The organism is Paraburkholderia sp. J10-1 (assembly GCF_905220165.1).
Classification (GTDB): Bacteria; Pseudomonadota; Gammaproteobacteria; order Burkholderiales; family Burkholderiaceae; genus Paraburkholderia.
In genome coordinates, this window is the sequence record NZ_CAJMYW010000001.1 from 204,510 (window position 1) to 216,445 (window position 11,936).

Sequence of the window (11,936 nt, forward strand, 5' to 3'; positions counted from 1 at the left end):
CGATTAGTTATCCGATCTTTCAAACCGTCTCAGCCATCAGTTCCGCACGATACCGCTCGCGCATGCCGCGCGAATGCTCGTAATTGCGTTCCTTGACGATACCGAACCCACGCACCGCACCCGGCACGCCAAGCAGGCCGATGGCTGCTGCCAGCGTCTGCTGCGTGAGCTTGCCGAGCACGAGGCGCACGTCGTCCTCGAATTCGCCGATCATCGCGCGCTCGATCACGCGGTCGCGCTGGCGTGCGAACGGATCGAGCGGCGTGCCGCGCAGCGCCTTGCCATGCTTGAGCACGCGCAGCAACGGCTCGGCCCACACGCCGCGCAGCGCGATCTTGTTGCGGCGTCCGGTTTGCGCGTCGCGGCGCGTGAGGAGCGGCGGCGCCATGTGGAAGGTCTTCTTGCCCGCCGTGCCGTCGAACAAACCGGCGAGGTACGCGCTAAAGCCCCCGTTCGTGTGCAGGCGCGCCACCTCGTACTCGTCCTTGTAGGCGAGCACTTTGAAATAGTGGCGTGCGGCCGCTTGCGCAAGCTCACCGTGGGCACCGTCAATGCCGCGCTCCGCCTGCGCGACGGTTTCGACCAGCGCGCGATAGCGCGCAGCATAAGCGGCGTTCTGGTACTGCGTGAGATCGCGCTCGCGCTCGGCCACGAAGCGCGCAAGATCGAACGGCGTGCTCGCGGCTGCCACGTCCGCTCTCGCCACGCGTTCGAGCACGCGAGCGTCCTGCGCAATCAACCGTCCCCACAGGAACGCGCGTTCGTTCATCTTCACGGCCGCGCCATTGAGTTCGATTGCACGCAGGATCGATGCCTCCGTGAGCGGCACGAGGCCCCTCTGGTACGCGTAGCCCACCATCATCATGTTCGACGCGATGGCGTCGCCGAAAATGGCTTCTGCCGCCGCCGTGCAGTCCCAGAACGCCGCGCCCTCTGCGCCCATCGCGCTCTCTATCGCCGCTTGATGCACGGCCTTGCTCACGGGCAGGTCACCGTCGCGCACGAAGTCGGCCGTTGCGGTGATGCGCTCGTTCACGATGGCGCGCGCGCCGCTGGCCGGCAAGCGCGAGAGCGCGCCGGACGAGGCGGCCACCACGGCGTCGCAACCGAGCAGCACGTTGGCCGCATGCGCGCCGATACGCGACGTGGTGATGAGCCCGCGGCTTTGCGCGATCTGCACGTGGCTCAACACCGCGCCGTTCTTCTGCGCGAGGCCGGTAAAGTCGAGCGTCGAGGCGCCGCGCCCTTCCAGATGCGCGGCCATGGCGAGGATCGCGCCGATCGTCACGACGCCCGTGCCGCCCACACCGGTCACGACCATGCGCAGATGCTGCTCCAGCGCCTGCGGCACGCGTGCGGGCGGTGCGAGCGTAGCCCGCAGCTCGGCTTCGATGCGTTGAATGCGCGCGGCGTCCGGACGCTTTGGCTCCATGCCCTCGACCGTCACGAAGCTCGGGCAAAAGCCCTTCACGCACGAGGTGTCCTTGTTGCAGCTCGATTGATTGATGGCCCGCTTGCGGCCCAGCTCCGTTTCGAGCGGCTCGATCGCAATACAGTTCGACTGCACGGAGCAGTCGCCGCAGCCTTCGCACACAGCCGGGTTGATCACCACACGCGTGGGCGGATCGATCAGCTTGCCGCGCTTGCGGCGGCGGCGCTTTTCGGCGGCACAGGTCTGGTCGTAGACGATCACCGAAACGCCCTTCTGCTCGCGCAAGCGGCGTTGCAGCGCGTCGAGCGCGTCGCGGTGCATGAGCGTCACGCCCGTGGGCAACCCATGCGAGCCCGCGTATTGCTCGGGCCGGTCGGTCACCACGGCGACTTCACTCACGCCTTCGGCCTGAACCTGTGCCACCACGCGATGCACGGTGAGGCCGCCTTCGGCGGGCTGACCGCCTGTCATGGCGACCGCGTCGTTGAAGAGAATCTTGTAAGTGATGTTCGCGCGCGCCGCCACGGCCTGGCGTATCGCGAGGCTGCCCGAATGCTGGTAGGTGCCATCGCCGAGATTCACGAACAGATGCGGCATGTCCGTGAACGTCGACATGCCGACCCACTGCACGCCTTCACCGCCCATCTGGCAAAACGTGGCCGTATTGCCTGCTTCGCCGAGCGCCATGATGTGACAGCCGATACCGGCCGCGGCATGCGAGCCGTCCGGCAGACGCGTCGAGGTATTGTGCGGGCAGCCCGCGCAGAAGAACGGCTTGCGGGTGAGCGGTTCCCCCGCCGGCACCGAAGCTAGCGCGATCACGCGCTGCGCGGCCGAACGCTCATTCGTTGCACCCGCAACGACATTCGGAATATCGATTGCAACGTGCTGAAAGAACCGCTGCAGCGCGCGGGCAAGCTGCTCCGGCGCGAACTCCATCGCCGCCGGCAGCAGCGGCTCGCGCTCGCCAAGCGTCTTCCCATGCACGGACGGCCGCTGGTCCGCACGCACGTTGAACAGCGCTTCCTTGATCTGCCGCTCCACGAACGAGCGCTTTTCCTCCACGACGAACAGCGCCTGCATGCCGCGTGCAAACGCCTTGAGCCCTTCCGTTTCGAGCGGCCAGATCATGCCAACCTTATAGAGCCCGATGCCGAGCTGCTCGAGGCGCTCGTGCGTGAGGCCCAGCGCCTCGAACGCGGCCAGGACGTCCGCATGCGCCTTGCCCACCGTCACGATGCCCACGCGCGCATGCGCGGGGCGCAGCAACGCGCGGTCGAGCGGATTCGCCCGCATGAACGCGAGTGCGGCGGGCAGGCGCTCTTCGAGTACGCGGCGCTCCAGTTCGGCGCGTTCCGCGGGCCAGCGCAATTGCGGGTCATAGTTGAAGCCACGCTGCGGCGGAACCGCAATGTCCTCGGGCAAACGCAACGGCACGCCGCGGCTCACGCGCATCGAGCGGCCGCTTTCCACCGTCTCCGTAATCGCCTTGTAACCGACCCACAGCCCGCTGAAACGCGAAAGCGCATAGCCCGTGAGCCCGAACTCGATGTACTCCTCGACCGAGGCCGGAAAGAGGATGGGCATCATCGCGCCTTCGAATACGTGGTCCGTCTGGTGCGGGAACATCGAAGACTGCGCCGCATGGTCGTCGCCGGCCACGGCCAGCACGCCACCGTGCCGTGCCGTGCCGAGCATGTTCGCATTGCGGAATACGTCGCCCGTGCGGTCCACGCCCGGCCCTTTTCCGTACCACATCGAATACACGCCTTGCACACGCTTGCCGGGAAACGCGTCGAGTTGCTGCGCGCCCCACAGCATCGTCGCGCCGAGGTCTTCGTTCAGGCCCGGCTCGAAACGCACGTCGAAGTCCGCCAGCAACGCCTTCTGGCGCCACAGTTCCTGATCGAATCCGCCGAGCGGCGAGCCGCGATAGCCGGAGACGAGACCTGCCGTTTTCAGCCCGGCCTGCCGGTCCGCGCGCGCCTGTTCGATCAGGATGCGCACGAGCGCCTGGGTGCCGGTGAGAAAGACCGCGCCGTCCTCGCGCAGGTAGCGGTCTTCGAGGCGATAGTCCGTATCGATCTGGCGCCCGGTCTCGACGGCTCGCATGTTCATGGTTGTCTCCGCTGTTCGGCTTGTGGGTATTAACCGATTCTAGGTAGCCAATAGCGGCGATTCGTGCCAAACTGAGCCACACATCACTCTCGAATTAGCAACACTCGCCTAAAATTCGGCCTTTCCAGGGAAACTTAGCCAATGAAATTCGATCGCGTGGATGTGGCCATCCTGCACGCCCTGCAGCGCGACGCGCACGTGAAGTCCGCCGACCTCGCGGAATCGCTCGGGCTTTCGCTCTCGCCGTTCTACCGGCGCATCCGCATGCTCGAAGAGCGCGGCGTCATCACGCAGTACGTCACGCTGCTCGATCAGGAGAAGGCGGGCTTTCCTGTGAACGCGTATGTGTCGGTCGCGATCGAGAAGAAGAATGAGACACGGCTAGCCGCGTTCGAGCGCGCAATCTCGAACTGCGACGAAGTGATGGAGTGTTATTTGATGACGGGCGCGTTCGACTACATGCTGCGCGTGGTGGCGAGCGATATTGCGGGCATCGAGCGTTTCGTCATGACGCGCCTCACCAAGATCGAGGGCGTGCGTGACATTCACACTTCCGTGGCGCTGCGCCGCGTGGAGTACAAAACCGAGCTGCCGGTACGCGTGCGCGACGAGTGAAACGCTGCAAACGTGGTCATTCACTCAGGATGACGAACGAATTATCGTGTCAACCAGACCTTCACGTCTTGGGTCCTGTCTTGCGCGCCGCCCGCAACGGTTTCGCGGGCGCGTTCTGACGTTCGCGCACCGAAACTTCGCGGGTCGAACGCAGTGCGTCGAGCCGGCCTTCGAGCATGCCCACCTGATGGCGCAAATCGCCCACCTGCGCCTGTAATGCCTGAATCTCGGCGCGCGCGCTTTCCTCCGCGCGCAGCGCGCGTTGCGCTCCGGCTTGCGCGAGTTCGGCGCTTGCGCGCAACTTGTCGCGTTCCGCGGCAAAATCGGCGCGCGCCTGGGTCAGCGCGGTGTCGCGTTCGCGGCTCGCCTCGCGCTCGCGCGCCAGTTCCGCTTCGAGTGCGCCGCGCGTGGCAACGGCGCCGGCCTGCGCCTGTTCCAGTTCCTGAATGCGCACCTGCGCCGTGAGCAGCGCAGCGGTGCGCTGTTCGAGCGCCACCTCCGTGTGCCCGAGGTCTGCGCGCACGGCTGCGGTTGCGCCCTCCGCGGCGCGACGCGCCTCTTCCACTTCGAGACGCAGCGCTTCGAGCGAAGCCTGCGCGGCCGCCGTGGCGCGCGTCCAGAGCGCACCCATGAGTTCGCCGGCGGCCCCTTGCAGTTCCTCAGGCAGATCGGCGTGCTCGATGCGCACGCGGCTCTTTTCACGCAGGGTGGCCCAGAACTCCGAAAGCACTGCCGTAGGCGTGCTCATGCTGCCGCGGCGCACAAGCTGATAGAGCCGGTTGGCCGTGGGCGTGATGCCGTAACGGAAGAACATCAACGCGCACACTTCACGATACAGTTCGCGCGTTTTGGGAAACTCGGCTTTGAGCCGCTCGATCTCGGCGGCGAGGCGCACTTCGTCGGGGGCGACGTCGGTCATGGGGCAATGCTGGGCTGGTGTGCGTCGATAATACAACGTAAAGCGTATGATTCCTACCGCCAATGCCAGTGGCAAGAGGGGCGCCACTCGCCCAACCGGATGCTCCAGCGAGGTGTGAACATGACAAAGCTTCAGCGTCTTATCGTCATCGTTGTTGCCTGTGTGTTGAGCGCGTGCGCGAGTCTGCCGCCGCAGACCAACCGGCCGCAGACATTTGCGTTGCAAGATACGGCGTCCACACCACTCGGCACGCTCTTCGCATCCGAAGCACAAAGCCATCCAGACGAAAGCGCGTTTCACCTGCTGCCGGACCCCACCGACGCGCTCGTGGCCCGCGTTGTGCTCACCGAAAAGGCGGAGCGCTCGCTCGACCTGCAGTACTACATCTGGCACGACGACCTGACCGGCCGCGAACTGGCGGCGGCGGTGCTCAAGGCGGCGGACCGCGGCGTGCGCGTTCGTGTCCTGCTCGACGACCTCGGCACGAATGCGGACGACCAGGTGCTGCTCACGCTCAGCTCGCACCCGAACGTGCAGATACGGCTATTCAATCCGGTCGCGGGGCGCCGCTTCAAGGCACTTTCGTCCGCGCTCGAATTTTCCCGGGTCGACCGGCGCATGCACAACAAGGCGCTCGTTGCCGACAACGAGGCCGCTATCCTCGGTGGCCGCAATATCGGCGACGAATACTTCGGTGCGTCGAGAGTCGTTGCCTTCGGCGATCTGGATGTGCTGGTGCACGGCCCCATTGTCGGGAAGGTCTCCAACGTCTTCGACGCGTTCTGGAATGCCGAATCGAGTTATTCGATCGAGCAATTGATGGGGCATCCGGCAGATCCGTCCGCATTGGCCGCCTACCGCGCGAAGCTCGACGAATACATCCAGTCGGAGCGTGACTCGCCCTATGTCGTGCAAGCGAGGCAACGACTGGCCAAGGCCCTCGAGGCCGGCAACACCACCTTCTCCTGGGGAAAAGCCACACTCCTCTACGACGATCCCTCCAAGATCGCTCGCGACCCGGCCAACCCGGAAGGCCATCTCATGACACGGTTCGCCGCGCTTAACCTCAAACCCACGCATGAGATGCTCATCATCTCGCCTTACTTCGTGCCGGGAAAAGCGGGCGTGGCGTGGCTAAGCGATCTGACCGGGCACGGGGTGCGCGTCACGGTATTGACCAACTCCCTGGCTGCGACTGACGTCGTCGCCGTGAATGCGGGATATGACCACTATCGCGAGGCTCTCCTCGCGGCTGGCGTGCGGCTCTACGAACTGAAGCCGGTTGGTGCGTCCAGCGTGAAGGCGCAACGACGGTTTTTTGGTTCTTCGAGAGCCTCGCTGCATGCGAAAACCTACGTGTTCGACCGGCAAAGCATCTTCATTGGCTCGATGAATCTCGACCCTCGTTCGAGCAAACTCAATACGGAGATTGGCGTGCTGTGCGACAGCCCGGCAATTGCGGGCCAGGTGATCGACGAGGTCGAGCCGCAACTGGACCAGATTGCCTGGCGAGTCGAGCAACGCACGGAAGCGAACGGCAAGACCCGGATCGTCTGGATCGACACCGCCGCGAACGGAACCGTGACCGAATATGATTCGGAGCCCGATGTATCCTTCATGCGACGCACCAGCGTCTGGTTCATGGGCCTTCTGCCGATCGAGTCCGAACTGTAAGCGCTCGCTCGAGCGCTGAAATAAAGCCCCTCAGGAATCGTAGAGCGAATGAATATTGCGCACCTTGCCGAACAGCCATTCGAAGAGGGAATGACCTTGCTCCTGTTCTGCGGGAAGCGCCGTCGTCAACTTGGCGATTTTGTCCTGCCGGTACGCCAGTAGCTGGCAAAGTTCCTTTGCGACTTCCGGGTGCTCTTTCAGGAACGCGGTCATGTCGTCCTTGCCGATTTCGAAAAGGACCGATGGCGTGAGCGCGGTAATGCACACGTGCATGGGCAGGCCCGCCAGCAGTCCCGCCTCGCCGAATGCTTCGCCCGGGCCGATCCGGGCAAGCTCGTGCTCGCCCGACGGCTCGCGGAAAGTCACCGACAGCACACCCGCATAAATAATGGCGAGACTGTCCGGCACGGTATCCGGGGCAAGGATCTGTTGATTGGCCTGATACTCGTGCCGGGAAAGACGCTTCGCGAGCTGGGTCACCTCGTCGGCACTCAGGCTCTCGAACAGCGACACGCGCTTGAGCAGCGCCTCCTTCGCGTCATGCGCTTCGATGGCGGGCGCGGGCACGCCCAGTGCACGCAACGACACGCCGGAGGCCGCCAGGTGCCGGTAGCACAAGTCGAACAGCTCGTTGGACGTCACCCTCTTTTTGCTCATATCGTCAACGAACCCGACCACCTCGTAATGGATCGAGTTCAGCGTTGCGCGCTGCATGCGGGCATAGGGCGCGGGCGTCTTGAGGATGGCGTGGCTTCCGGTCAGCGCGCGCTCCAGCGCGTCGATCACCGTTTTCGGCCGGGCTTCCGGGTCGATCTCGAGCACGATTGACAGGCCGTGAACATTGGCCGGCCTGCTGTTGTTCGAGATCTTCGCCTTGGAAGTCATGGCGTTCGGGACAATGAGCGTGTTCCCCTGACCGGTCAGCAAGTGAGTGGCGCGCCAGTTCATTTCGACGACCTTGCCTTCCACATCGTCGATCACGACCCAGTCGCCAACGGTGTACGGCTCCGTGGCGTTGAGCACAATTCCGGCGAAAACGTCGCTGAGCGTGCTCTGAATGGCGAGGCCGAGCACGATAGCCAGCGCACCCGACGTGGCGACCAGACCGCGCACCGGCAGCTCCAGCACGAATGCCAGGGCGGCAACGACCGCCGCGAGAAAAACGACGGCGCCGAAGACGTCCGAGAACAGTCGTTGCTTTCGCCAGGCGCGAGGCAACAGCAGCGAGTCGAGCGACAGGGTAAACAGCCGCGCGGCCATCAGCCACCAGACGATTTCCAGAACCTGGGCCAGCCAGTGGAGCGCTGCCGCATCCCGGTACGGCGCCTGCCCGAACGGATTCATACCCGACGAAAACAGCACCCAGCTCAACGCCGCGAAGAGCGCCAGCCGAATGAAGAGCCTGACCAGATCCTGTGGAGGCAGCCGCGCACGCCACACGACGACATCGACGAAAACGATACTCAAGCCAACGATTAGCGGGTATTTCACGGGGGGCTCCCGGCTGGAAAGGCCTAACGCTGATGTTGGGACTGCGGGACGCGCTTGATTCTGCCACGGACGACCCAGCCGGGGCGAACGGGTGGCAATGGCGGCTGGACGGTGCTCAGGCGCGGCCCGGATTCGGGCGCCAGAAACGCTGGGGTGGGGTGCTGGAGGCTCGCGTGCGCCGTATGGGACGGGCGCACAGGCCGGCACATTGCATGCCGGCCCTCTTTGGCGTCATGCGCGTGGCGATGCGACGGGCGGCGAACCCTCGTGAAAGAGCTGGCTGAGCTGCGCACGCAGTTCCGGAGAATCCACGTGACGATGCACGCTCACCGCGTGCTGCACGGCCGCTTCCAGAAGCTCGGAGTCCGAGTCCGCCGAGATCGCCACCGAACAGTTCATTTCACTAGGGAACTCCCGGCAGTCAATGTACTTGCGCGTCATGGTGAGACCTCTCGTTGGGCATAGGAGAACATTCACGCTGCCCGTGCGTACATACGTGAAAATTATAGAATCCATGCAATGTGCTTGCTAAACTATTAAAGCGATTCCACGCGCGACAATAATCTGAATTAATTGCACGCGATTTTATTTATCAAGCTGCGTAATTTAGGTTATCTAATGATCCGGCGAGGCTCGGTGGCGGCCTGGGTAGAAACCCGGCAAGGTCACGAAGCGCTCGCCGCCCGGTCCCTCGCGGTCCGGCCACAGGCTGCCCCCGCCGCCCTTTGCGAAAGCGCTTCCTTCCTGCTTTCCCGACCGGACGCACGCCGCGTTTCGCGCGTGCGTCAGCCGCATTGATTCGACAATTGAAGCGGTCGCCCGCAGTTCCGTTCAGTCCATGAAAACGCACGCCCGGCTATGGGTGTGCGTGTGTCCGATCCGTTGAATTGAGAGGTGAGCCATGTCCAGCCTGTCGAGCGAATCCATCGCCACATTGAAAAGCGCGCTGCGCGGCGAAGCGTTGCAACCCGGCGACGCGGCCTACGAAGAAGCCCGGCAAATCTGGAACGCGATGATCGAGCGCCGCCCTGCACTCATCGTGCGCTGCCGGGGCTGCGCCGACGTGCGGCAAACCGTGGCGCTCGCGCGCGAAACGGGACTGCCGCTCGCCGTGCGTGGCGGCGGCCACAATATCGCGGGCAGCGCGCTATGCGACGGCGGTATCGTCATCGATCTCTCCTTGATGAAGTCAGTCAGAGTCGAACCCGCCACGCGCCGCGCGTATGTGGAGCCCGGCGCCACGCTCGGCGACTTCGACCACGAAGCGCAAGCGTTTGGCCTGGCTACCCCGCTTGGCATCAATTCGACAACGGGCGTGGCCGGCCTCACGCTGGGCGGCGGCTTCGGCTGGCTGAGCCGGCGTTTCGGCATGTCGATCGACAACCTGGTGGCCGCCGATATCGTGACCGCCGACGGCGAACTGCTGCGCGCGAGCGCCAAGGAAAACGCCGACCTGTTCTGGGCCATTCGCGGCGGCGGCGGCAACTTCGGCGTGGTGACGATGTTCGAGTTCGCGCTTCACCCCGTCGGCCCCGAGATTTACGGCGGGCTAGTCGTGCTGCCATTCGACGCCGCGAAAGAAGCGCTCGTGAAGTATCGCGAGGCGGCTGCCACGATGCCCGAAGACCTGACAGTGTGGAGCGTGTCGCGCCTCGCACCGCCGCTGCCTTTCCTGCCGCCCGAGGTCCATGGCAAGCCGATCATGGTGTTCGCCATCTGCTATTCGGGGCCGGTGGAAAACGGGCCGAACGCGGTGGAGGTGGTGCGGCGCTTCGGCAAGCCCTATGGCGAACATCTCGGGCCGATGCCGTACGCCGCGTGGCAACAGGCATTCGATCCGCTCCTTACGCCGGGCGCGCGCAACTACTGGAAATCGCACAATCTCGCCACGCTGCCCGACGGCCTCATCGACACGCTGACCGACGCCATCGCCACACTGCCCTCGCCCGAGTGCGAAATATTCTTCGGGCAGATCGGCGGCGCGACGTTGCGCGTCGCGCCCGATGCGATGGCCTACCCGAGCCGCGACGCGCTCTACGTGATGAACGTGCACGGCCGCTGGACCGATCCCGCCGACGACGCCCGCTGCGTTGCGTGGGCACGCGACTTCTTCGAAGCTTCCGCGCCGTATGCGCTCGGCAGCGTCTACGTGAACTTCCTCACCGACGACGAACGCACGCGCGTCGAGGCGGCGTATGGGCCGAACATGAGCCGTCTCGTCGAAGTGAAGACGCGTTACGACCCGCACAATCTTTTCCGCCATAACCAGAACATCCGGCCCGACGGGTCGGCCTAAGGGGAGCCCGTGATTCGAGTTTCGATGTCATCGTAAGGGGAATCGTCATGTCGACCTATGTGGTGCTTGCGCAATTCACCGACCAGGGTATTCGCACTGTCAAGAACAGTGCGCAGCGGGCCGGCCAGGCCGCGGAGATGGCCAAAACTTTCGGCTGTGAAATGAAGCAGATCTACTGGACGCTCGGGAAGTACGACATCGTCACGGTGATCGAAGCGCCCGACGAGCAAAGCTTCATGGCGTTCGGCCTCGCGCTCGGGTCGCTTGGCAATATCCGCACGCAATCGCTGCGCGCCTTGAGCAAGGACGAGTTCACCGCGGTGCTCGGCAAGCTCAATTAACAACAACCTGCGCGCGGCACCCGGGCCGGTGCCGCGCGGCCGCTTCGTATTCTTCATACTTATTCGCCGCATGCGCGGCGCATTGCCTGCTGGTTTCGGGAGGCAGTTCTCTGCCCGAACGCCGCCTCGACGCGAGCGACCTTCCGGGAAGCGGCACTGCGCGAGCGAACTCTTTCTTTTTGGCAAACGTTTGCAGCCCGGGTATCAAGTCCGCGCGCGCGAGGCCGAAAACGCGTACATCGCCACGAATTTTTGGAGACCCGGCCGTGACGCGCGTTTTGCTTTTACTTGCCGTAATGGTTATGACAGGCTGCGCGCAACTGCAGCCGCCCGCGACGGCGCAAACCGGGAAACCCGCCGTGTCGAACGTCATCATGAAGTTCGACATTCCCGCCGATGCGCTCGGCGCGCACGACCCGCAGCTGAGCGCGGTGCTCGCCAAGGCGGGCGCGCTCGCCGCCGCGCAGAAGCAGCCCACCTTGATCCGCGTGACGGCCCTCGGCCAGGACCTCAAGTACATCAATCAGGCCATCTGGCGCGGCGTGCCCGCGCAGGGGCCCAAGCCCACGCTCGAAAACCTGACGGCCGGCGCGAACCAGACGTACAGCGTCTCGATCGAGCCGTTGCATGCGGGGAGCTGACACGATGCGTTCGATCGTTTTCGTCGCCGCCGCCGCACTCTGCTGTTGCAGCGCCGCCTGGGCGGGCCAGCCCGCCGCCAGCACGCCTGCCGCCGGGGTTGCCACCACCGCTGCCGCTGCCGCTGCCGCAACCCCCGCCGCCGCCGCCGCCGCCGACAAGGTTTATCCGCCGCTGCCCACGCTCGCCATGCTGCCGCCTTCCACCGGCGACGACGACGAGCTGCCCGCGACGCATTCGTCCTCGCACAAGAAGAAGCCGCGTCAGCGCGATTGCCACTGCGCCATGCCCACACCGCGCCTTGTCGTCTCCGACACGTCGCGCGCCTACCTCAAGGACATCGAGCAGCAGCTCGATTCCGCCCTTGCGCAGTAACGTCGCGCGTTGACGTCGCGCATGACGCCTAACCCG

General features: G+C 64.6%; 11 protein-coding genes. 6 read left to right on the plus strand and 5 right to left on the minus strand.

The features are described 5' to 3' along the window. Positions 1-19: 19 nt before the first annotated feature. Positions 20-3,550, minus strand: coding sequence for an indolepyruvate ferredoxin oxidoreductase family protein (locus tag U5A65_RS00945; protein WP_321945166.1), 3,531 nt, complete (start codon positions 3,548-3,550; stop codon positions 20-22). Positions 3,551-3,691: 141 nt separating this feature from the next. Between U5A65_RS00945 and U5A65_RS00950 the strand changes: the two genes are divergently transcribed. Beyond that, positions 3,692-4,165: an Lrp/AsnC family transcriptional regulator gene (locus tag U5A65_RS00950; protein ID WP_042267102.1), complete on the plus strand. Its 474-nt coding sequence runs from the start codon at positions 3,692-3,694 to the stop codon at positions 4,163-4,165. Between the two features lie 61 nt (positions 4,166-4,226). Here U5A65_RS00950 and U5A65_RS00955 read toward each other — a convergent pair whose 3' ends face one another. After that, positions 4,227-5,084 carry a DNA-binding protein gene (locus U5A65_RS00955; RefSeq protein WP_321945167.1) on the minus strand — a complete coding sequence of 286 codons (858 nt, stop codon included), beginning with the start codon at positions 5,082-5,084 and terminating at the stop codon, positions 4,227-4,229. A gap of 120 nt (positions 5,085-5,204) precedes the next feature. Between U5A65_RS00955 and U5A65_RS00960 the strand changes: the two genes are divergently transcribed. Further along, complete coding sequence (locus U5A65_RS00960; protein ID WP_321915122.1) at positions 5,205-6,758, plus strand: phospholipase D family protein; 1,554 nt, start codon at positions 5,205-5,207, stop codon at positions 6,756-6,758. A 30-nt stretch (positions 6,759-6,788) separates the two neighbouring features. Here the strand turns inward: U5A65_RS00960 and U5A65_RS00965 are convergent, their stop codons facing one another. Then, positions 6,789-8,249 (minus strand): mechanosensitive ion channel family protein, encoded by a 1,461-nt coding sequence (locus tag U5A65_RS00965; RefSeq protein WP_321938581.1) that lies wholly within the window; start codon positions 8,247-8,249, stop codon positions 6,789-6,791. 231 nt (positions 8,250-8,480) lie between these two features. Continuing rightward, entirely contained in the window at positions 8,481-8,690 is a 210-nt protein-coding gene (locus tag U5A65_RS00970) for a DUF1059 domain-containing protein (RefSeq protein WP_321915124.1), read from the minus strand. Between the two features lie 460 nt (positions 8,691-9,150). On the opposite strand from U5A65_RS00970, the gene U5A65_RS00975 reads away from it, so the two are divergent. Both U5A65_RS00975 and U5A65_RS00980 read left to right on the plus strand, forming a co-directional pair. Beyond that, positions 9,151-10,545 carry an FAD-binding oxidoreductase gene (locus U5A65_RS00975; RefSeq protein WP_321915125.1) on the plus strand — a complete coding sequence of 465 codons (1,395 nt, stop codon included), beginning with the start codon at positions 9,151-9,153 and terminating at the stop codon, positions 10,543-10,545. A gap of 47 nt (positions 10,546-10,592) precedes the next feature. Next, entirely contained in the window at positions 10,593-10,886 is a 294-nt protein-coding gene (locus tag U5A65_RS00980; RefSeq protein WP_321915126.1) for a GYD domain-containing protein, read from the plus strand. Here U5A65_RS00980 and U5A65_RS00985 read toward each other — a convergent pair. Further along, complete coding sequence (locus U5A65_RS00985) at positions 10,879-11,262, minus strand: hypothetical protein (RefSeq protein WP_321938621.1); 384 nt, start codon at positions 11,260-11,262, stop codon at positions 10,879-10,881. The genes U5A65_RS00980 and U5A65_RS00985 overlap by 8 nt on opposite strands. On the opposite strand from U5A65_RS00985, the gene U5A65_RS00990 reads away from it, so the two are divergent. Together U5A65_RS00990 and U5A65_RS00995 are read left to right on the plus strand one after the other, a co-directional pair. Beyond that, entirely contained in the window at positions 11,183-11,527 is a 345-nt protein-coding gene (locus U5A65_RS00990; protein WP_321945867.1) for a hypothetical protein, read from the plus strand. The two genes, U5A65_RS00985 and U5A65_RS00990, sit on opposite strands and share 80 nt — an antisense overlap. Before the next feature lie 4 nt (positions 11,528-11,531). Beyond that, the gene (locus U5A65_RS00995; RefSeq protein ID WP_321945168.1) at positions 11,532-11,900 is read left to right on the plus strand and encodes a hypothetical protein; all 369 of its coding nucleotides are present in this window, start codon (positions 11,532-11,534) and stop codon (positions 11,898-11,900) included. Positions 11,901-11,936: the final 36 nt, after the last annotated feature.

Bases quoted from the DNA above. Each gene is read 5' to 3' on its own strand.
- U5A65_RS00980 (WP_321915126.1), top strand. From the start codon at position 10,593: ATGTCGACCTATGTGGTGCTTGCGCAATTCACCGACCAGGGTATTCGC.
- U5A65_RS00960 (WP_321915122.1), top strand. From the start codon at position 5,205: ATGACAAAGCTTCAGCGTCTTATCGTCATCGTTGTTGCCTGTGTGTTG.
- U5A65_RS00950 (WP_042267102.1), top strand. From the start codon at position 3,692: ATGAAATTCGATCGCGTGGATGTGGCCATCCTGCACGCCCTGCAGCGC.
- U5A65_RS00945 (WP_321945166.1), bottom strand. From the start codon at position 3,550: ATGAACATGCGAGCCGTCGAGACCGGGCGCCAGATCGATACGGACTAT.
- U5A65_RS00995 (WP_321945168.1), top strand. From the start codon at position 11,532: ATGCGTTCGATCGTTTTCGTCGCCGCCGCCGCACTCTGCTGTTGCAGC.
- U5A65_RS00970 (WP_321915124.1), bottom strand. From the start codon at position 8,690: ATGACGCGCAAGTACATTGACTGCCGGGAGTTCCCTAGTGAAATGAAC.
- U5A65_RS00990 (WP_321945867.1), top strand. From the start codon at position 11,183: ATGGTTATGACAGGCTGCGCGCAACTGCAGCCGCCCGCGACGGCGCAA.
- U5A65_RS00975 (WP_321915125.1), top strand. From the start codon at position 9,151: ATGTCCAGCCTGTCGAGCGAATCCATCGCCACATTGAAAAGCGCGCTG.
- U5A65_RS00985 (WP_321938621.1), bottom strand. From the start codon at position 11,262: ATGATGACGTTCGACACGGCGGGTTTCCCGGTTTGCGCCGTCGCGGGC.
- U5A65_RS00955 (WP_321945167.1), bottom strand. From the start codon at position 5,084: ATGACCGACGTCGCCCCCGACGAAGTGCGCCTCGCCGCCGAGATCGAG.